Source organism: Flavobacterium profundi, from assembly GCF_006491645.1.
Lineage (GTDB): Bacteria > Bacteroidota > Bacteroidia > Flavobacteriales > Flavobacteriaceae > Flavobacterium > Flavobacterium profundi.
The window spans coordinates 183152-205491 of the sequence record NZ_VDCZ01000008.1; the positions used below are offsets into that span (position 1 = coordinate 183152).

The following is a 22340-nucleotide window of genomic DNA, read 5'->3' on the forward strand; positions in this document are numbered from 1 at the left end:
GAAACTTAAAAAATGCATTTTAACGATGAAAAAATACATTTTGTCGGTAGATATTTAATGGCATTAATTTATTGTTAACTTTGAAATATTAATCAAATTTTAACTAAAAACTTATAGAATGAAAAAATTATTACTTTTTTTCATGTCATTAGTAACATTTATTGGATATTCTCAATTACCTGAGAATTTCGAAGGAACCTTTCCCCCTACGGGTTGGGCAGTGTTTACTAGTGGTAGTGGAACTTCCAACTGGAATGTTACTACAGCAGGAGTGTTAGTGTATCCAGATGGAGGAACGCAATCTGCATACATTCCCAGAGAAAACGTTGGGCAAGGCAATACCTCCTACAAATGGATGGTAACTCCAGCTATAACAGGGCTCAATGCAAATTCTGAGCTGCGTTTTCAAACGAGGCAACAATTTGTAGGAAATTCTGGAACCATCTTTGAATTAAGATATTCTACAACTTCCCAAACAGATATTAATAGTTTTACGACTTTGCAAACTTGGGATGAAAATCAATTAAATACTCCTTATGATCAGTACAATGAAAAAGTAGTAGATATATCTTCTTTAGCTGCTTTTCCAAACGTATATTTTGCATTTGTTAAAGTGCATTTACAAACTGGGACTACAACTCCAACTTTTGGAGATGGTTGGTTAATTGATGCGGTTCGTTTAACTGAAGCGTGTTTACCACCTTCAGCACCATTATCTGAAATCAATATTACTTCTACTTCAGTTGAATTAAGTTTAGGAACAAATGGTTCTGCCACACAATGGGAAGTAGATATTTATCCAAATGGAGGATCACCTTCTGGAAGTGGTATTATTGTCAATTCAATGCCATTTACAATTTCGGGATTAATTCCAAATACAACTTATGAATTGTATATTCGATCGGTTTGTAGTGGAGGCGTAACAAGTGTATGGGTAGGACCTTTCAATACACAAACGCTACCTCAAGGTTTAGATTGTAGCGATCCTATTCAGATTACTACAGTACCTTATAGTACTACAGATAATACAAATGTGTATGGTAATGATTTTACGGGTCCACAAGGTTCAAGTTGTGCTGGTGGGTCTGCCAATTATCTAGCTGGTAACGATGTAGTATATGAATTTACACCAACTTTTACAGGAACTGTAAGTATTATTTCAGATCCAGTTGAAGGGAATTCTTCTTTATTTGTTTATAGTTCTTGTGCTAATATTGGTGTTAGCTGTCTTGAAGGTGTTGCTAATAGCGGTAGTGACCCTAGAGAGATTAACAATTTTTCAGTTACAGCAGGACAATCTTATTATATTGTAATATCTTCGTTAACTACTAACGTAGGTATAAATTATAATTTAGTCATTCAAAGGGAAAGTTGTGCTCAACCCACAGATTTAACAATCAATAATTTAACGAATACTTCTGTACAACTGTCATGGGGAAATCCAAGTGGTGCTACTTCTTGGGAAGTAGTTAATCAACCTGTAGGAACAGGTATTCCATCAAGTTCTGGAACTCAGACGAATAATAATACAGCCTATCAAGTTACGGGATTGAATCCTGGAACGAATTATGAATACTGGGTAAGAGCAGATTGTAACGATGGTACATTTAGTGCTTGGGAAGGACCATACACCTATATGACTTTGTTGTGTTTGCCTACAGAACAATGTAATTATGTATTCGAATTATGGGATTCTTTAGGTAATGGTTGGCAAGGAAATACAATGAACGTAAGCCAAAATGGAACTGTTGTTGCTGTTTTGACTGGGCCAACAGTTTCTGATGGTACCAATCATATTCAAGTTTCAGTTCCTTTATGTAACAATCAACCTTTTGTTTTATACTGGGATCCAGCACCTACAAGTTCTAACCCTGAAGAGGTAGGAGTTTCTATTATTGAACCAACAGCAAATAATGTGATTTTCTTAAAACAACCAGGAAGCGGTAGTGCAAATTCCCAACTATACAATGGTGTCGTACAATGTACCCCACCTACTTGTCCACAACCAACTAATATTGTGGTTTCGAATATCAATTCTGATTCAGCTTACGTGAACTGGTCGGATAACGCTGGAACTACACAATGGGAGGTTATCGTACAATTAGGAGGGATAGGTTATCCTGGATCAGGTGTTAGTGGTGTGCTAACATCAACAAGACCATTTGTAGCAACGGGTTTAAATTCTTCAACCATATATGAAGTTTATGTAAGAGCCATTTGTGGGGGTTCAGATACTAGTGTATGGTCAGGTCCTATTGTATTTGAGACTACTCCTGATTATTGTGCAGGAGATCATTATTATGATCCAGGAGGTGCTGCAGGAAATTACCCAAATGGGTTAGTAGATGGAATTCTTAATACGATATGTCCAAATATACCTGGAGACGTTGTTACAGTTAGTTTCAATTCTTTTAATACTCAAGCAAATTTTGATGTTTTAGAAATTTATAATGGGCCAAATGATTCTGGAGTTTTGCTTGGTTCTTTTTCAGGATCTAATCTTCCTCCAAATTTTACGTCTAGTGATCCAAGTGGTTGTTTAACATTTAAGTTTTATTCTAATGGAGCAACTACTTCTTCTGGATGGGATGCTACTATCACTTGTGGACCACCACCAACTTGTCCTGCACCTATCAGTTTATATTTAGTAAATACTAATGGTAATGAATTTACTATGGGTTGGACCGAAACGGGAACAGCTACTCAATGGGAAGTAATTTATATACCAAGAAATAGTACTCCTCCTACAGCTTCTGATACTGGAACGATAGTCAATTCCAATCCAGCTACACTTGTTGGTGTACCAACAGGAAGTTATGATGTATACGTTAGAGCAATTTGTGGTCCAGGGAACATGAGTGAATGGTCTTCAGTACCAATCATAACATATTCTTCAGATGGACTACAAGCATGTGGAAGTGTAGAAATAGATAACCCCAATAATGGAGTAATTGAGGTATGTTCCAATGATAACTGTGTCAATTTAACGGCATCTTATTTTGAAACAGGAGAAACTAATACTTACAGAATTGAACAAATACCTTTTAATCTTCCTTTTCAACCTGATAGTCCAACAGCTACCAATATTATAGATGATGATAGATGGTCTGATGTAATACAATTGCCATTTAATTTTTGTTTTTATGGAGAAGTATACACTTCATGTAGTGTTAGCTCAAATGGAGTACTTACTTTTAACTCAGTTGCTCCAGGTTCATTTTCTCCATGGAGTTTTAATCAAACAATACCGAATACTACCTTTCCAATCAAAAATGCAATTTATGGGGTGTACCAAGATACAGATCCAAGTGTAAATACACAACCAATTATAAATTATGAAATTTTTGGTAGCGAACCTTGTCGAGTTTTGGTATTTAGTATTGACAGATTAGCACAATATAGTTGTGGTACAAGTGTTCCCTTACAATCGAGTCAAATTGTATTATACGAAACCAGTAATGTTATTGATGTTTACGTTCAAAATAGGGTACCTTGTCCAACTTGGCAATTTGGAGTTGGTGTCCTTGGACTTCAAAATGCAGCAGGTACAATTGCTCATGTACCAGCTGGAAGAAATACAGGAGCTTGGTCAGCATCAGAAGAAGCATGGAGATTTATACCTGATGGGAATCCTAATGTAACTTTTGCTTGGTATAAAGACAATGTTCTTTATAGTACGGATACAGATATTAGCGTTTGTATAAATGCTACAACAAGGATGACCGCTCAAGCGATTTACACTTCATGTGATGGGGTTGATACACCTACTACTCAAACTGTATTATTAAATTACACCAATGAGTTTGATCCAACTTTTGACCCGATTGGTCCTATTTGTGAGGGTGAAACTATTACTTTACCAACCGCATCTTTAGAAGGTGTAACCGGTTCTTGGACACCTGATACTGTAGATAATACGCAAACAACAGAATATATCTTTACACCAGATCCAGGTCAGTGTGCAAGACCAACAAGTCTTGAAATTATTGTAAGAGACCAAGTAACGCCAAGTTTCATTCAACCTGCACCGATATGTGCTGGAGATGTTGCACCGGTGCTTCCTACAACTTCTGATAATGGTGTTACCGGTTCTTGGTCGCCATCTGTAGTAGATAATATGACTTCTGGACAATATACTTTTACTCCAAATTCTGGACAATGTGGTTCACCTTTTGTAATGGATATTACCGTTTTACCAGCGTGTGAATTAAATATTATAGCAACGGCTGTAAATATTCAAAACTGTGAAACTACTGGAAGTGGAGAATATTTTAATGTTACGGGTAATGGTACTGATTTAATTGGTCCTTCAGGTAATGTTTTCCCTAATTCCGATTTAGGAACATATGTTCAAAATTCAGGAAGTTTAATCTTAAATGGAGGAGAATTAAGAACACATAAAGGTACTTCTTCCAATATATGCTCAGTTGAAATGAAGTATAGAATTTACGAAGTGAGTGCAACACCTGGAATGTTTACAAGTTTAGCGCTTCCTTTATTAGATGACTGTAACGCAGGATCCTTCCCATCTGGAGGAACATGTGATCCAGGTGATCAAAAATGGAATGCTATTTCTGCTGTTGTAGATTTAACAACTTTAGCTCTTGGTAATTACCGTATTGATGTTTATTATGAATTAGTAGGTGATTATGATTCTACTACAGATTGTTTGGATACATTATTAGTAGATAACAATGGTAGTTATTATTCTGCAGAATTTGCAATTCAATCTACTCCAGTATTTACTTATGAAGACCCAACCTATTGTAATGCTACTGACGGTTCCATCACTATTTCAGGATTAAATCCAAGTGATGGTTATTCTATTGCTTATACTGATGATACTGTAGCGGTGGGGCCAACAACCTATTATGCAAATTTAAATGGTCAAATAGTTCTTAACGGATTAAATGCTGGAGTTTATACAAATTTTGACGTTATAATTAACGGATGTAATATTGGGAATTCAAATGATATAACATTAGTAAATCCGACTATTACACCGACATTCAACCCAATTGGGCCATTTTGTGCTGGAACAACTTTTAGTTTACCAGTTAATTCAAACGAAGGAATTTCAGGTACATGGAGTCCTGCTGTAAATAATTCACAAACAACAACCTATACTTTTGTGCCAAATGCAGGTCAATGTGCAGTAAATTCAGCTCCATATACCGTTGTTATCAATCAATTGCCATTTGTTACTCAAGTAACTGCGGAAGATTTTTGTCCTGGTTCTAATGCTTCGTTTACGATTACAGGTAGTCCAAATGCAACTGTTGATTATCAAATAGATGGTGGTACAACAGTAAATGCTACTTTAGACGCTAGTGGTGCTGCAACTATAGTGGTGCCAAGTCCGACTGATGATGTTATAATAACATTATCTCTAATTAATGATGGAACTTGTGTGAACCCTTTAAATAATACAGCAACCGCTTCAATTTTACCTTTGCCAACTATTACTAGCTTAGAGGCTATTAATAATATAGTTTGTATAGGTAGTGATGCAGCTTTCACTGTTAATGGAACTGCTAATGCAACAGTAAACTATAGTGTTAATGGAGGTGCAACTCAAACTTTAACTCTTGACGCAAGTGGTGCATATACCATTACAATACCTACTATAGATGACCCTAGTCAAGTAATGAGTTTAGAGGTTAGTTTATTGGAAATCATTAATTCTACTACTTTATGTTCGAATACATTATCAAATATAAATGCTACGGTTACTATAATTTCTGTGCCTTATGCAACAATTGATTCAGACCCTGAGCCAATCGGTACTATTGATCCAGATAATCCAGTTGCAAGATATTGTGTTGACGAAGGAGAAAGTGTTGCTATTGAAATTACTTCTCCTTTAACAAGTCAATTAAATTTCCCAACGGATATATTTATATCTGAAGTTACAGATGCACATACTTCTCCTACAAGAAAGTTGACTTATCTAGAGATTTATAATGGAACAGGTGCTGCGGTTAATTTAGGTAATTATAAATTGAGAATTTATAATGGTGGTGGTTATCCAACTGCTACTCCTGCTTTTGAAACCGCTTTGTCAGGCACCTTAAATAATGATGATGTAGTTGTTATAAAAATAGGAGATGGTGCTAATTTAGGTGGAGTTGTTCCTGATCTTTCATATGATGCTATAGAAATTAATAACAACGATAATATTAGATTGACAGATTTATCGGACAACGATATTGATGTATGGGGTCAAGATAATTATCCGCCATATCTTCCATTTGGTATTGGATATAATTATAGAAGAATTGCTTCAGGTACGGTTTTACCTTCTACAACATGGAATCCAGCGGATTGGGAGGCTACAGATTGGAATACAACTTTCTCAGACTATTCGAATGTTGGAGTTTATAGTTTGTATTCTGCAGATTATGATTTTGAATTAGCAATGTTAGATTTAAATAGTTTACCAAATGAGGTATACATTCCAATAGAAACAATCTCATTACCTAATGTGACATTTACAAACCCATTGGGAGTTGGAAACTATACATTAACTACTTATGATCGAGTTGTACAATGTTATTCTAAACCTTTCAAAATTGTGGTTAAGGAAAAAGCAGCATTTGATTTAGGTGAGCAAGAAGTTTGTCAAGGTTCAACTGTTGAGTTTCCTACAGTAGAAGTGCCAGAAACAGATGACTATGGGCAAATTATTTTGGATGGATCTGGAAATCCAGTTATGATTGAAGTGGATGGAACTTGGTCTCCTTCAAGTATTTCTACATCTACTAAAGGTACTGTAGTTTATACATTTACTCCAAACGCTACTAATAATGAAAGTTGTTATGGTACAGGTGAATTTACAATAACTACAATAAGTTGTACTATTCCTAAAGGATTCTCTCCTAATGGCGATGGCAATAATGACACTTGGGATCTTTCTAACTTTAATGTGAAAAAAGTGGAAGTGTTTAATAGATACGGACTTCAAGTTTACTCTAAGAATGATTACACGAATGAATGGGGTGGTAAACAAGATAACGGTAATGCGCTTCCTTCTGGAACATACTATTACACCATCGAATTCTATGATAGAGAAAGTGTAACAGGTTGGGTCTATATCAACAAAGGAGAATAAAAAATAATGCAGCTTTCATTTCTTAATGAAAGCTGCTTAACTACAAAATATTAACAATGAAAAAACTAATACTAGTTGCCATAGTTGCTTTAGGTTTTACGTTTGACACTTTTGCGCAACAGGATCCGCACTATACACAATATATGTACAATATGAGTGTAATTAATCCTGCTTATGCAGGGTCGAAAGAAAGTCTCTCTATGGGATTATTATACAGAAAGCAATGGATTGAAATTGAAGATGCTCCTACTACAGCTACTTTTTTTGGTCATTTGCCGACAGGTAAAAATGTAGGGTTAGGATTGTCTGTTGTGTCAGATAAATTAGGACCTGTTGAGGAAAATAATGTATTTGGAGATTTTTCTTATACATTGAATTTAGGAGATACTCATAAATTAGCCTTCGGAATTAAAGCAGGTTTAACCATGCAAAAAATTGGTTTATTAAGTGACGTTGATCCTTCTTTGCAAGATAATTTTATTATTGATCCGGCTTTTGGGCAAAATGTAAGTAATACTTATTTTAACTTAGGTTCTGGATTATTCTTTTATTCCGATAAATATTACATTGCTTTATCGGTTCCTAATTTCTTAAGAAAAACACATTTAACAATTAATGATTCTGGAACTCAATATGAATTTGGAGCAGAAACAAGTCACTATTTTTTAACAGGGGGTTATGTATTTGATTTGAATGAAAAAGTTAAATTCAAACCTTTCTTTATGTTAAAATCTGCTTTCGATGTGTCTCCTTCTTTAGACGTTTCAGCTAATTTCTTGTTTAATCAAAAATTTGAAATTGGTGCGACATATAGAATTGAAGATAGTTTTGGAGCCATGATTAATTATGCGGTTTCACCTAACATAAGAATAGGGTATGCATATGATCATATTGTCTCTGACTTGAAGGTAACCACACCTTCATCCCACGAGATTATTTTATTATTTGACTTGAACTTCCCAAGAAAAGTATCTCGTTCACCACGATATTTTTAATTTAAAAGCGATAAAGACATGAAGAAACTATATATAACCTTAAGTTTTGTAATCGCTAGTGGATTGCTAAGTGCACAAAACGCAAAGACTAAAGACGCCGATAAACTATATGAACGATTTGAATATATTGATGCTGCAAACGCTTATTTAAAGTTGACTGAAAAGGGATACGAAGATGCGTATGTTCAAAAACGATTAGCCGATAGTTATTACAATGTATTCAATACTACAGAAGCAATTAAATGGTATGCCAAATTAGTTGAAGGAAAACAACAAGATGCAGAAACCTATTTTAGATATGCTCAAATGTTAAAAGCGGAAGGAAAGTACGATGAAGCTAAAAAACAAATGGAGCAATTTGCTGAATTAAAACCTAAAGATGAAAGAGCTGTAGCCTTTAAAAGTAATCCAAATTATTTAACGGAATTAAAAGCTAAAAGGCCTTTGTTCGATATAAAACCATCAACAATTAGTAGTGATAAATCCGATTTTGGTGCGATTCTTACAGATGATAATTACATCTATTTTACTAGTGCCAGAAATGAAGCTAGAAAAACATATGGATGGAACGACCAACCTTATTTAGACTTGTATCAAGCTATTTACAATGAAGATGGAACTATGAGCGAACCAACGTTAGTTGAAAGTGTAAATACTAAATGGCACGATGGGCCTGCTACTGTTACAGCTGACGGAAATACCATGTATATTACAAGCGAAAGCTTTAATGAAAATAAATTTGAAAAATCAGAAGACAAAAAATCTAAGTTTAGTAGAATGTATCTATATAAAACTACTAAGCAAGAAGGTGGAAGTTGGTCTGATTTAAAACCTTTACCAATTAACAGCGTGGAATATTCTCTGCGTAATCCAAGTATTAGCAAAGATGGTAAAACTTTGTATTTTTCATCTGATATGCCTGGAGGTTTAGGAGGAGAAGACATTTGGAAAGTAAGTGTAAATGGTGATGAGTATGGAACTCCAGTGAATTTAGGAGATAAAATTAATACACCTGGCGATGAGAGTTTTCCTTACATAACAAGTGAGAACATGTTATACTTTTCTTCAGACGGGAAACAAGGATTTGGAGGATTAGACATTTTTGAAGCAGACTTAAATGCAAATACTGATGCAGTTAATATTGGTGATCCAGTAAACACAACAAAAGATGATTTTGCTTTTAGCTACAATGTTTCTAAAAAAATGGGATTCTTCTCTAGTAACAGAGATGGAGTGGATAACTTGTATATGGCAAGCCCAGTTTGTGGCGTGAATGCTATTGTAATAGTTAAAAACGCAACTACAGGAAAATTAGTTGAAAGTGCATTAATTAATGTTTTAGATAATGCAAATTCATTAGTTACTTCGGGTTCTAGTGATGGAACGGGTAGACAAAGTTTTGAAGTAGAATGTGATAAAGTATATACTTTTAAAATCTCTAAAGAAGGTTTTGAAGATGGTATTTTTACAATGCCTGCTTCTCCAAACGGATCTACGACTGTGGACGCTAATTTAGAGCCAATTAAACCAATTATTACTGAAACAGAAGTAATCTTACAACCGATATTCTTTGAGTTCAATAAGAGCAATATTACAGCGCAAGGAGCGGAAGAGTTAGATAAATTAGTTGTAGTAATGAATGAGCATCCAGAAATGATCATCTTCGCAAAATCACATACAGATAGTAGAGGAGGTGATAAATACAACTTGGATTTATCAGACCGAAGAGCAAAAGCTACTGTTCAATATATAATTTCTAAAGGAATAAGTAAGGAAAGAATCTCAGGACAAGGTTTCGGAGAAAGCGAACCAAAGGTAGCTTGTGGAAACGATTGTACAGAAGAAGAACATGCACTAAACAGACGCTCAGAATTTTTAATTGTAAAAAAATAGTGAATTAGTTAATATCAATTTTTATAATTAAATTAAAAACCCTTAAAGAATTTTCTTTAAGGGTTTTGTTGTTTTATATATTATCAGAAGAAAACCACTCTGCAAAAGAACTCTCCGTTTCTTGAAGTCGTAACGAGTGCAATTGAATACCACCAGGAAGACGGTCTTGTATTTTTTTAGCAAAATCAATTACCATATTTTCACTGGTTGGCTGATAATCTACTAAAATAACATGATGGCCTCTATCACTTAATTCTTGTGCTAATTCAACATGTGGTGTGTTTTTATTAAAGACAGTCGCATGATCAAAAAGATCCACAATTTCTTCTTTTACAATTTTTTTTAAATCGGTAAAATCAATCACCATTCCATATTTTACATTAGAAGTGTCTGTTATAGGTGTTCCAATAACAGTTACAGAAAGCTTATAACTATGTCCGTGTACATTTTTGCACTTACCATCATAACCATATAAGGCATGACCTGTTTCAAATGAAAACTGTTTTGTAATTCTAATTTTACTCATTTTTTATAATCCTATATTTCTGCAAAGTTACTAAATTTTAATTCTTGTTTTTTGTTGCTTTTTTCGCATTATATTTGCTCACTTTTTTTGAATAGCATTATGAGCGAATTTGTCTTAATTCCAAAATATGAGAAGGTTATCCAAGACCTATTACAACAACAATATAGCATTGTTGATGATTTTTTTTCAGTCGAAGAAGTAGAAAATCTTAGAGACAGTCTATTGAAAAAATATGAGGAAGATGAATTTAAAAAAGCAGCTATTGGCAATCAGTTCAATGAACAAATTATCAAAACAATTCGTGGTGATTTTATTTCATGGATAGATGAATCCCAAAAAAACGAAGCAGAAGCTGTTTTTTTCGATAAAATAGAACATTTTACAAATTATTTAAACCGTACTTGTTTTCTTGGAATTCAAGAACGAGAATTTCATTATGCTTTGTATCCAATTGGAACTTTCTATAAAAGACATTTAGATACGTTTCAAAATGATGATAGTCGAAAATTATCGATTGTTTGTTATCTCAATGAAGAAGACTGGACCGAAGATTTTGGAGGAGAATTAGCCATTTATAAAGATGATGAAACCATTAATGTATTTCCTCTAAAAGGAAGAATGGTTGTTTTTGAAAGCCAAATATTAGAACACGAGGTAAAACCGGTTCGTAGAGAAAGATTAAGTATTACGGGTTGGTTAAAAACCCGAAAATTATAATTTATAGGAGCACTACATTTTTTTTCAGTACACTTCTTCTCCCGTTTTCCGCGTTACAAGGTAACTTGCTACAACCGGGGCTATTTTACAACAATAGCCTTTTGAAAGCTTAATGTAATTATACTTTATTTTTGTTTAAATTGTGCTAATGCTTTTTTAGTAAAATCGGAAAGTACTAAACGACCAGAAATAGCGGCTCTTTCATATAAAAGTGTGTCCCAGTGTTCCGTTCCTTCCCACAAAACCTTTTTCATTTCTAACAATGCATCTGGATTATAACTAGCTAATTGTTCTGAAAATTGTAATACGGTCTCATCTAATGTTTCCATAGATGAAAAAACTTGGGAAAATAATCCTTTTTCGTTTGCCCAAGCGGCACTTTTCCACTGGGTGGCTTCTAATGTCATAGCTGCCATTGCGGTTTTACCTATTTTTTTTGTAACGGCTGGTTCAATAACAAATGGCCCAATTCCTATAGCGAGTTCAGACAATTTTATGGCTGCATTTTCATGCGCGAGTACATAATCACAAGCCGCTAACAAGCCTACGCCACCACCAACTGCTTTTCCTTGTGCTCGACCAATAATTAATTTTGGACACTTTCTCATGGCATTAATAACATTGGCAAAGCCTGAAAAAAAATGATTGCCTTCTTCTAAATTGGAAACTTGTAACAATTCATCAAAAGATGCTCCAGCACAAAAAGCACCTTCACCTTCACTTTTTAGAACAATTACATGTATATTTTCTGATTTTCCTACTTGATTGATCTCTTGAGTTAATTGATGTAATTGCAAACTAGGAAAAGAATTTCCTGCAGGATGAAAAAATGAAATGATAGCAATGTGATTCTGAATAGTTGTTGTAATACGAGGTTCCATGTTATCTTTTTAAACTAAAATGCGATTTAAATTCTTTTATATTTCCGTTTTCTTTATACTCAAGTATGAACCAATAATCCGAAGAAGGAAGGGGTTGATTATTGAAAGTACCATTCCAACCCTCACCATAAGGACTTATTTGCTTAATTAGCTTTCCATAACGATCAAAAATGTAGAGTTTGGCTTCGTACTCTTGAGGTAAATTTTCAATATTCCAAGTGTCATTATATCCATCTCCATTTGGAGTAAAGAAAGCAGGATAAGTAATAGCGTATAAATTCCTTGTAGAAAGTATTCCACAGCCTAAAATATCCCTCACATATACGGTATAGCTTCCGTTTGAAAGATTGGTAAATGTAGGACTCATTTGCCAAGTAATTTGATCCAAACTGTATTCATAAGTTCCAAAACCACCAGAAGCAAATGCTTCAATAGTAGCTAATCCTGAACTAAAATTAGGATTGATTACATTGGCTTCAAAAATTGAAGGTTCAGAAGAATAGGTGGCTACTATAGTATCAAAATTGGAGCAACCTGAAATAATATCTGTAACAATGACTGAATAAGTACCTTCTTCTGTTATTAAAAATTGTGAACTTTCATTACCCAAACTGTCTAAACTTGCATTCATTGGACTCCATTGGTATACATAATTACCAGAACTCATTGGTGTAGCATCTACTATTTGCGAACCTTGACCTGAAATTGGATCCACACAAAGGGTAAAATCAACGCCTAAGGTTAGTTCTGGAATAGCTACAACGTGAAGATTTAAATACGGTCCTAAACCAAAGCATTCGTTATTTAAGTTACTATCAATTCGTACCCATAATGTTTGTAAAGTTGGGATGCTATTTCGGAAATTAGTCAGATTTACTATTGGATTTATTTCAGCTAAAGCATCTGTTTCATTTTCATAGAAAGTTACTGTTACATTTTGGTTGGATGGGAAAAGGTTTTTAAAATGTTGGACTGCATCTCTATTTGGATTAGTAGTATCATTCAAATTGAAATAATCTATGCCATCATTATCTGGGTCATTCACATCTATATAATCATCACATTCGTATAAATCAAAACTATTATTTTGAGTAATTGTTGTAGCAGAAACAACTAAATTAACTTGAGTTGTGCGATAACAATTGTTAGTGTTTACAATTCTTGCCCAAACTATGCTTCCGTTCGGAGCTATATAATTCACATCGTCAGTGATTATGTTGGTGTTATTAGATGCACCTATTTGTGAAGTATGATACGTGAAGCTTACATTAGATTCATTCGATATAATGGTATTGGCTTGTGTTAAGTTAAAACTTGTTACAGCATCATTGTCGGTATCGCACTGTTTTAAAATAATATTGTTTTGAATGATGGGCAATGGGTGTACAATTAAATCTATTGTATTTATTGCCACACAATTTGTAATCGTGCTTCTTAATCGAACATAAATAGTTTTAGAGTTAGAATAATAATTATTGGGTAATGCATTGGTGCCTAATTCTGCTTCACTTTGTAATGCATGAAAAGTAATAGCAATGTTGGCTTGACCTTGCAAGATGTCATTATTCCTTGAGCTTAAAATAAAATCAACAAAACCATTAGTATCATCTCCATCTAAATTATTGTCGCATTGTTCATAAGGAAGAACTGGAAATATTTCGGGTGCTGTATTAATGGTTACTGTTACGGTTGCGGTAACTGCTTCACATCCTCCACTTGCTTCAATCGTATAAGTATAGTCTCCTGAGATATCGCTACTTGGATGAATAATGCCATCTGTTCTTGGGTTACCATTAAACGTCCATGAACCTGAGGTGTCTGAAGTTCCTAAAAGCGTAAATAAATCTTCGTCTGCATCAGAAGTACAATAAGATCTTGAAGTACTTAACCCCGCATTTGGTGCTGTTTGAATAGTTACAGTAATTTCTACAGTTTCTGTTACTGTAAAACCATCACAAGTAATGTCATATGTATATTCATAAGTGCCTGCTGGATCTATATTTGGATCGAAAAGATTTGTGCCACTATTTAATGCAGGATTCCATGTACCACCAGGAATTGGATTTCCTTCTATGGCGTCGTATAAATCAATAGTTGTATTTGAACAAACATCTATAAAAGTATCTATAGGTTGACTTCCAAAACCGGAGTAATAACCTCCGTAACCAGCTGAAACACCATCTGACCCAAAAACACCTACTGCTAAGGCTCCAGTAGATTCTACTACAATATCACCATTTAAGCCATCTATCCTGTAGGTTTCCCAACCTGAATTTCCATTTACAGACTGAGGTGATGAGGTTGTTGGCGTTCCATTTATTGTAATTGTTGAGCCCATTTCTGTAACCACAATAACACCACTTTGAGTATAAGGTTTGCTACCAATCACATTGTAATCAGGAATCATGTTCACACTTTTTTGCCAATAACAACTCAAAGGTGGGATGAAATTTAAACCTGAAGTGGCATCATTTTGATTTCCAGCTAAAATTTGATACAAATAAATGGGTTGATTACTTTCTATGTACATATTTCTATTGGTACCACTACCTTGATAGTTGTTTGATGGAATGGTAAAATAATCACCTGAGTTAAGTGTGGTTATAGGTGAGGTGTTTCCATTTACAAATACTTGTGTATTGTCTACGGTAGCAATTACTAGTGGCAATTCAGAATTATTACTACCATTTCCTTTAACTACAACATATTTTTGCCCAATATTGTTATATCCTACGATTTGATCGAGATTAAAATCTTGTCCCGAAGCTCCATTTCCAGGATCTGGACCAGTGCCTCCTGTTGCATTCCCAGTATTTACTACAATTGGTTTATCCGAAGTAATTAAAGCACCTATAAAACCATTTCTATTGGCTATTACGTCTGTATAGCCAGATAAAACGACAGATTGTCCTTTGTTCAAAGCAAAAGTTTGTGAAGTGACAGTAGTGGTACCAGTTGGCAGAATAAAGGTAACGCCAGGACCGTAATCAGAAACATTTACGGTTGTATTATCTTCAGTTGCCATGAAGCTTGTTACAAAATTTCTAATAGCACTATCATATAATTGAGGCAAACTTCCTACTCGAAATGATGTTCCTAAGGCTGTTCTCCCTTTTGGGACTAATATTTCTGCATGATTTTGAGATTGAACTCTAAAACTAACATAAAAATCTTTAGAAGCTTGTAAAATTAATCCTTTATCTGATTCAACGGTATTTACGTTATTTTGTCCTAAAAACATTATGGAAGGTTGGGAATTTCCAATAGTTATTCGAACGGGATTAGATTGTGATAGGGTAAAAGGGGAACCCGCTAAAGGAACGCCATTTCCTAAAGTAACTGTTACTTGAAAAGGAGCAGCTTCTGGTGTAGATAAATAAATATAATGGTCGTTTACTGTAGAATTAGATCGACAATGTAAAGGAGGTATCCAATGTTTATTACTAAGTTGTGAATAAGAAGAAAAACTTAGTAAGACCAAAAATAATATAGCTAGTAATTTTCTCATTATTAGGGATGATAAAATTAAAATTTCGTAAAGTTACTAAGTTTATAGCTTATTTTTTAAAAAAGAATTAGAAAAAGGCTCTCAATTGGATATTTCCATTATGAATTGTTTTGCTTGTCTCTGATTTCCTACCTTGATAATTAATATTAATGTCTAAATATTTAGTGATATTCTTTTGTAAGAGTAGCCTCCAAACACTGTTTTTACCTGATTGTAAACCTTGTAACATTTGAAAGGCAACAGGCGATAAGGAATTACCATTGAAATTATTATTGTAAAAAGAATATTCCCCATTAATAGTAAACCCTTTTTCACTATTAAAGGAAAAGGAACTTCCAATTCTATTTTGTTCTAATGATTCTAAAGCTAGAATCTGATTCTTTTGATTTTTATATTCGTAAAAAATATCCCAACTCGCATTTTTAGAAAATAGATAAGAGATTTTTGGGTAAATCGTATAATTGTTGATGTCAAAATTTCTGCTAGAATAATTTTCAGATTCAGTGGTCGTGTTTCCAATGCTAGACTGAAATTGTACTAGCCATGTTTTCGCTAGTAAATGATTGTACTGAAATTGATGGGAAAAAATATTGGTTTCTTGAGAACCAATATTTAAAAGGGTTTTAACTTTATTGTTTAAGTAGGTGTAAATCATAGAATGTTTTTGTTTACCTCTATTGTAAAACAAACTATTTCTAAAACTATTATTTAGACCAATGCTATTTTCATGGTTTGAAAAAGGATTTAAATCAAAAGTTGTAGCATCTCTACGTATTTTGCGTTCTATTAAAAACGAACTTTGATTATAAAAATAGGAGAGTAGCTTTTTCAAACCCGTTTCATTTTGCCAAACCAATCCATTGAAATTTAAAGATTGTGAGAATTTGTTTTGATGGGTTCTAATGAAAATTTGATTGGGTAAAAAAACACGAACATATTTTGCTTGATCTGAAAATGGGGCGACTTCAAATTCTTGTAGTTCTTGAACGCCATTAGTATTGTAATCATTCCACATGTATACTCCTTGTCCTGGCTCTACTTCTAGATAGGTAAATTCTTGTTGTGCAATGGTTCCAGAAGTAGTTTCATATGTAGTTGTGGCTTGTAGTAATTTATTGAAAAATGTATTGTTGTATAAAACTCTTGAATTGAATGAAGGTTCATCTTCTTTTTGAGGTTCTTCATATTCTAATAAGCGATAATTTGCAAAAATAGATAAGCTACTCGTATTTGTTTTTATTAATTGGGATTTTAAATAATAGGAATTGGATTGATTCACTCGTTGAATACTTCTACTTTGCAAACTGTCATTTATTCGATGTAAATATCCTAATTCTACATAAACAGTAGTAGAATCACCACGACCTACAAAAGCACCATATTCTAAAAATCTTTGACTGTTATTGGTAAAAGTTTCTGCAGGTAGTAGTTTTTCTTTATTGTTTTCAAATCGAAGAGTTGTGCCAATCCAATTCTTTTTGAAATGATGCCTAACTTGACTCTGATTTCTTAAAAATGTGGATTCTGAAGTACTACTGGAACTTTTTAAAGCACTAAAATTTGTTGAAATAGTGGTTTTTTTCATTTTTATGAATGATTCTACAAGATGTCTGTTTCCTGAGAAATTTTCAGAAAAATCTAGTTTCTCCAATTGGTATTTTACAAATCCATTTTGTTGTAAATTTAAATTCAAACCAGATGTCAGTAAGCTTTGATTGCCTAAAGGTGTATTTAAGTTCCAATCTCTATTAAATTCAATATTAAATAACCGTTCAATAGTTTTGAAATCCCTATTTATAAATTGAAAATTTCCAAAACCGTCTAAATTGTATTTTCCTGAAAACAGTCTTTGCGTTACTTCTATTTTGCCTGCTACTCCTTGATTATCAGCATCATCTAATGAAGAGTATAAATTTTTGTCGTTGTTGCTTATGGCAATTTCAAAATTAAGGTTGGTTTTTTCCGAAGGATTATAACCACCAAGTAAGGTTGCAATTTGAATTTTGTTCGGTGCTATTAAAGGTATAACGGGTTCATAGCTACCTTGTGGAACGCCTGCTATTGGAGCAATGTATTCATAGATTTTCCCAATAGTATTTGTATTCGAAAGGATATAATTCCCTTGGTTTTGTCCCACAAAAGTAAAACGAACATTATAAAGTTCGTCGTTAGGGTCGTTTGAAAACTCAAAGATTTCTGTGGTTCCTGAAAGTGCTTTTCGATACAAAATTTTATTTTCAGAATAGGTGTCTAAATAAGCAGAAGGAGCATTCATTAAGCTAGAATCATCACCTGCATTTTGTAAAACCGTAACTTGTTCTTCCGATAAATTTTGCTGAAGGGGTTGGTTTTTTATATCGTTTTCTGAGTAAACAAATCCACCAATTCTGAATTTTTCTTGTTCATGTTGTATTCCCGAATAAGCTAAAAAACGTGAGTAATTTCTGTCTGAAAACTGATATTCTATAATGATTCTCATTTCAGAGGTAATTTGGAAAAGTGATGTAAAAATAACTTCACCCGCATTGTAATCAATAATGTAATCGTTATTTTCTCCTCTTTTTAAAAGCACTCCGTTTACATACACTCTTTCAGAACCAGAAATCACCAGTACAAATAATTCACCATTATTTCCTTTTAGTTTATACGGACCTTGATTTCCTTCTTGCCCAATGAAGGTACTTCGAGCATATTGACCTCTAACTAAAGCTGCCGCTCCTAAAATGGTGGTTTTTTTTTCAGGTGTTCCCAATGTAAATTGGGTTGAAAGGCCCTGTACTTTTTTATTGAAATTTAAGAATTGAGATTGACGGTTTTCCAAAAATAAGTCTCCCGCTTTAACGCTCCAGTTGTCTGAGGCTAATTCGATGAAAATTTGATCAAATTCATCCAGTTTTTGTGAATAACCTCCTTCTTGTAAAGGAATATTGCTGTCTTGAATGGATGCTCGTATGCTAACTTTTTCTGAAATTTTACCTGTAATTTGTAAATCTAAATTAGAATTAACTACTGTATTTTGGTTGTTGCCCACAGTAATGCCTCTCGAGATGCTTCCAGACGTATTTAATCCTTCAAAAGGAATGAATCGATTTTGATTCGGTTCTTTGATAGTATAAACGACACCAGCTTCATTAGGTACTACTTTTTGTTCGTCGTAAATACTATATTTTTTGGTTAAGAACTCTGGAAATTTTAAATATTCAACTACTAAAGTATCTTGAGCGTTACAATTTTCATTAAAAACAAGACTGGCTTTTTGAAAATTAATGCTGTAATAGGTCGAATCAATTTTGTTTTGATTTTTGTCTTTGATTGAAAAAAAAGCAGGATTAATACTAACCGATTCTAAAAAAATAGTGTCTTTAGTAATAGGGATTTTTTTGGTTTGATAATGGTTTGTTCTTTCCTGACTGAAAGTAACAGAAAATAGCATACAAAAAATCCATACAAACCACTTTTTTGTCATAAATAGATAACTCCTATTTTTCAAAAGTAGTATTTATGGATTAATTTATTATAAAAAAACGTATCGCTTATTACTCTTTTGTAATAATCTGTAAGGTTTCTCTTGATATTTGTTTTAATAATACGGTTTTATTTGTTTCCACAATTTGTGTTGCATTTGCATCAAAATGTCTGATGGTATATAAAGATACATTTTCGTGGAAAGCAATCTTAAATTTTTGTTCTAGAATTTCTTTCACATCGGGAAAATTATGAAACTTATCTTCAATACATACGGAGAAACTAATTGCTGAATTTTGAATTAAGTTCACTTTTAACTTATGTTCGTGAAACAATGCAAAAATCTCACTAATATGTTCTTCCATTATAAAGGAAAAATCTAAAGATGAAAGAGACAGCAATAATTGATTTTTCTTAATAATATAACAAGGCAATTGTGGTTCTAAATCTGCTCCTTTGGAAACACTTGTGCCTGGTAAAAGTGGATTAATAAAAGATTTTACAAATAAAGGAATTTCTTTATTTTGTAGCGGTTGTAATGTTTTCGGATGAATTACACTTGCTCCATAAAAGGCTAATTCAATAGCTTCTCTGTATGAAATTTGATTTAAAAGTGCAGTTTCTTCGAAATAGCGCGGATCGGCATTTAAAACTCCGGGTACATCTTTCCAAATCGTTACACTTTCAGCATTCAGGCAATATGCAAAAATAGCAGCCGTATAATCGGAACCTTCACGACCTAAAGTAGTAGTGAAATTATTAGAATCCGATCCTAAAAAACCTTGTGTGATGTATAATTCATCTTTTTCAATTTTTTTGTTAATCAAGTTTTGTGTTTGTTCCCAATTCACATTAGCATCACGGTAAGTAGTATCAGTCTTAATGAAATTACGAACATCTAACCAGGTATTTTTAATACCTCTTTCGTTTAAATAATAGCTTACAATTGTAGTTGAAATTATTTCACCATAACTTACAATTTGGTCGTACACAAAATTATAGTTAGGAGATTTATTACTTCTTAAAAAGTATTCCAAATCATCAAAATGAGCATTAACAGTAAAGTATGCTTCATGATCTTCATCTGTAAATAAGTCTTGTAGTATTTGATTGTGGTATTTTCGAACCTCTTGTACGGATGGATGCAATTGGCTTGATTTTTCAAAATAATTTTTAATAATTACTTCTAAAGCATTGGTAGTTTTACCCATCGCAGAAACCACAATTAGTGTATCTCTAAAACCTACTTTTTCTAAAACAGAAGTTACATTTTTCACTCCTTCTGCATCTTTTACAGAAGCACCACCAAATTTGAAAATTTTCATAAGAAGACCTAAATTATTTTATTTTATATGTTGTTGATTACTTGTTTAATGTGGAAATGAAATGTGTAATACCTTCTTTGTTCATTTGTACTACTTTCCAATCTTGAAGTATATTCGCGCCACTTTTTTCATAAAAGGCAATTGCATGAGTATTCCAATCTAATACATTCCATTCGATTCTCTTAACTCCTTCTTGATGACCTTGTTGGATAATCTGAGAATACAAAGCAAATCCTGCTCCTGTTCCTCTTTTGTCTTCTTTAACCACTAAATCTTCTAAGTGTATAGTTTTTCCTTTCCAAGTGGAATAACGGTAATAGTATAATGCAACTCCAATTATCTCATTGTCTAGCTCAGCTACAAAAGTTTGGAATAAAGGAGTATTGGAAAATCCATCGCGTTCTAAATCTGAAACGGTAACTTCAACTGCATTTGGTTCTTTTTCAAATTCTGCTAGTTCTTTTATTAGTGCCAATACAGCTGGCATATCTTGAATGGTACCTTTTCGAATAATCATTTTTATATTTTTAAGCTAAATTACCATACTTTGTTTATATCACAAAAGATAAATTAGGTTATTTTTAAAGCTTCAAAATTAAACATTATTTTATATTTTTTCAACAAAATGTATTTTTGTAACAAAATTTTATATTTATGTATTTTAAAAATGTGTTAAGTGAAATTTTAAAAAATAGCTCACAATTTTAGTGAGCAATTGTGTTTATATATTTTATAAAAAAGCCGATATTTGCCACCTAAACACAACTACATCGATTTCGTAAATATGGAAGAAAAAAACAGAACCCTTGGTGAATTTATTATTGAAAATCAAAATTCTTTTCAATATTCTACAGGTGAGTTATCTCGCATCATTAACTCAATACGTTTAGCTGCAAAAGTTGTAAATTATAAAGTTAATAAAGCAGGTTTAGTGGATATAGTAGGCGCCGCTGGTGAACAAAATGTGCAAGGTGAAGATCAACAAAAGTTAGATGTTTTTGCCAACGAAACTTTTATCCAAACCCTAATCAATAGAGAAATTGTTTGCGGTATTGCATCAGAAGAAAATGATGATTTTATAACCGTGGCTGGTTCAGATGAAGGACACAATAACAAATATGTAGTTTTAATGGATCCGTTAGATGGTTCTTCAAATATTGATGTGAATGTTTCCGTTGGAACAATATTTTCAGTGTATCGAAGAATTACACCTATGGGAACACCAGTACAACTCGAAGATTTTTTGCAACCGGGTATAAATCAAGTAGCAGCAGGTTATGTTATTTATGGAACTTCCACCATGTTAGTTTATACTACTGGTCATGGAGTAAATGGTTTTACACTAAATCCTGCAATTGGTACGTTTTATTTATCGCATCCTAATATGCAGTTTACTCCTGATGGTAAAATATATTCCATAAATGAAGGAAATTACATCCATTTTCCACAAGGTGTGAAAAATTATTTAAAATATTGCCAAATGGAAGAAGGTGATCGACCTTATACGTCTCGTTATATTGGAAGTTTGGTATCTGATTTTCATCGCAATATGATAAAAGGAGGGATTTATATTTACCCTACAAGTTCAAAAGCGCCTAATGGAAAACTACGCTTATTATATGAATGTAATCCTATGGCTTTTTTAGCGGAACAAGCAGGAGGTAAAGCCTCTGATGGGTACAATCGAATAATGGAGCTACAGCCAGAAGAATTACATCAACGTGTTCCTTTCTTTTGTGGAAGTAAAAACATGGTTGAGAAAGCGGAAGCATTTATGAAGGAATCTTAATAATAAAAAAAGCGACCCATTTTGCACTGCCCCCAAAAAGTTAGACACTATTTGGGGGTATTTTTATGGAAAGAAAAGTCAAGTACGATTATGCATTTAAATTAGAATGCGTAAGATTAGTTTTAGAAAA

11 protein-coding genes are annotated in these 22340 nt (G+C 33.3%); 5 read left to right on the top strand and 6 right to left on the bottom strand.

The window, feature by feature from the left end; genetic code table 11:
* Window positions 1–118 precede the first annotated feature (118 nt).
* The 3 genes from FHG05_RS11810 to FHG05_RS11820 are packed head-to-tail and all read left to right on the top strand — an operon-like array spanning window position 119 to window position 9999.
* Window positions 119–7111 (top strand): fibronectin type III domain-containing protein, encoded by a 6993-nt coding sequence (locus FHG05_RS11810; protein ID WP_140998233.1) that lies wholly within the window; start codon window positions 119–121, stop codon window positions 7109–7111.
* Window positions 7112–7167: 56 nt separating this feature from the next.
* Window positions 7168–8106, top strand: a complete 939-nt coding sequence (locus FHG05_RS11815; protein WP_140998234.1) for a PorP/SprF family type IX secretion system membrane protein — start codon at window positions 7168–7170, stop codon at window positions 8104–8106.
* 18 nt (window positions 8107–8124) lie between these two features.
* Complete coding sequence (locus tag FHG05_RS11820) at window positions 8125–9999, top strand: OmpA family protein (protein ID WP_140998235.1); 1875 nt, start codon at window positions 8125–8127, stop codon at window positions 9997–9999.
* Between the two features lie 73 nt (window positions 10000–10072).
* Here the strand turns inward: FHG05_RS11820 and FHG05_RS11825 are convergent, their stop codons facing one another.
* The gene (locus FHG05_RS11825) at window positions 10073–10525 is read right to left on the bottom strand and encodes a 6-pyruvoyl trahydropterin synthase family protein (RefSeq protein ID WP_140998236.1); all 453 of its coding nucleotides are present in this window, start codon (window positions 10523–10525) and stop codon (window positions 10073–10075) included.
* 99 nt (window positions 10526–10624) lie between these two features.
* Between FHG05_RS11825 and FHG05_RS11830 the strand changes: the two genes are divergently transcribed.
* A complete protein-coding gene (locus tag FHG05_RS11830; RefSeq protein ID WP_140998237.1) occupies window positions 10625–11242 on the top strand; it encodes a 2OG-Fe(II) oxygenase in 618 nt (205 codons plus the stop codon).
* Between the two features lie 125 nt (window positions 11243–11367).
* Here the strand turns inward: FHG05_RS11830 and FHG05_RS11835 are convergent, their stop codons facing one another.
* The 5 genes from FHG05_RS11835 to FHG05_RS11855 all read right to left on the bottom strand — a co-directional run bounded on the left by FHG05_RS11835 (window position 11368) and on the right by FHG05_RS11855 (window position 20938).
* Window positions 11368–12123: an enoyl-CoA hydratase/isomerase family protein gene (locus tag FHG05_RS11835; RefSeq protein ID WP_140998238.1), complete on the bottom strand. Its 756-nt coding sequence runs from the start codon at window positions 12121–12123 to the stop codon at window positions 11368–11370.
* A 1-nt stretch (window position 12124) separates the two neighbouring features.
* Complete coding sequence (locus tag FHG05_RS11840) at window positions 12125–15631, bottom strand: T9SS type B sorting domain-containing protein (RefSeq protein WP_140998239.1); 3507 nt, start codon at window positions 15629–15631, stop codon at window positions 12125–12127.
* 67 nt (window positions 15632–15698) lie between these two features.
* Window positions 15699–19097, bottom strand: coding sequence for a hypothetical protein (locus tag FHG05_RS11845; RefSeq protein ID WP_140998240.1), 3399 nt, complete (start codon window positions 19095–19097; stop codon window positions 15699–15701).
* Between the two features lie 70 nt (window positions 19098–19167).
* Window positions 19168–20421 (bottom strand): aspartate kinase, encoded by a 1254-nt coding sequence (locus FHG05_RS11850; RefSeq protein WP_140998241.1) that lies wholly within the window; start codon window positions 20419–20421, stop codon window positions 19168–19170.
* A gap of 37 nt (window positions 20422–20458) precedes the next feature.
* Window positions 20459–20938, bottom strand: coding sequence for a GNAT family N-acetyltransferase (locus FHG05_RS11855; RefSeq protein WP_140998242.1), 480 nt, complete (start codon window positions 20936–20938; stop codon window positions 20459–20461).
* 267 nt (window positions 20939–21205) lie between these two features.
* Here FHG05_RS11855 and fbp point away from each other — a divergent pair, with 267 nt between their 5' ends.
* Entirely contained in the window at window positions 21206–22210 is a 1005-nt protein-coding gene (fbp, locus tag FHG05_RS11860; RefSeq protein WP_140998243.1) for a class 1 fructose-bisphosphatase, read from the top strand.
* The last annotated feature ends 130 nt before the right edge of the window (window positions 22211–22340 follow it).

Bases quoted from the DNA above. Each gene is read 5' to 3' on its own strand.
- FHG05_RS11810 (WP_140998233.1), top strand. From the start codon at position 119: ATGAAAAAATTATTACTTTTTTTCATGTCATTAGTAACATTTATTGGA.
- FHG05_RS11845 (WP_140998240.1), bottom strand. From the start codon at position 19,097: ATGACAAAAAAGTGGTTTGTATGGATTTTTTGTATGCTATTTTCTGTT.
- FHG05_RS11830 (WP_140998237.1), top strand. From the start codon at position 10,625: ATGAGCGAATTTGTCTTAATTCCAAAATATGAGAAGGTTATCCAAGAC.
- FHG05_RS11835 (WP_140998238.1), bottom strand. From the start codon at position 12,123: ATGGAACCTCGTATTACAACAACTATTCAGAATCACATTGCTATCATT.
- FHG05_RS11855 (WP_140998242.1), bottom strand. From the start codon at position 20,938: ATGATTATTCGAAAAGGTACCATTCAAGATATGCCAGCTGTATTGGCA.
- FHG05_RS11825 (WP_140998236.1), bottom strand. From the start codon at position 10,525: ATGAGTAAAATTAGAATTACAAAACAGTTTTCATTTGAAACAGGTCAT.
- FHG05_RS11820 (WP_140998235.1), top strand. From the start codon at position 8,125: ATGAAGAAACTATATATAACCTTAAGTTTTGTAATCGCTAGTGGATTG.
- FHG05_RS11840 (WP_140998239.1), bottom strand. From the start codon at position 15,631: ATGAGAAAATTACTAGCTATATTATTTTTGGTCTTACTAAGTTTTTCT.
- FHG05_RS11850 (WP_140998241.1), bottom strand. From the start codon at position 20,421: ATGAAAATTTTCAAATTTGGTGGTGCTTCTGTAAAAGATGCAGAAGGA.
- fbp (WP_140998243.1), top strand. From the start codon at position 21,206: ATGGAAGAAAAAAACAGAACCCTTGGTGAATTTATTATTGAAAATCAA.
- FHG05_RS11815 (WP_140998234.1), top strand. From the start codon at position 7,168: ATGAAAAAACTAATACTAGTTGCCATAGTTGCTTTAGGTTTTACGTTT.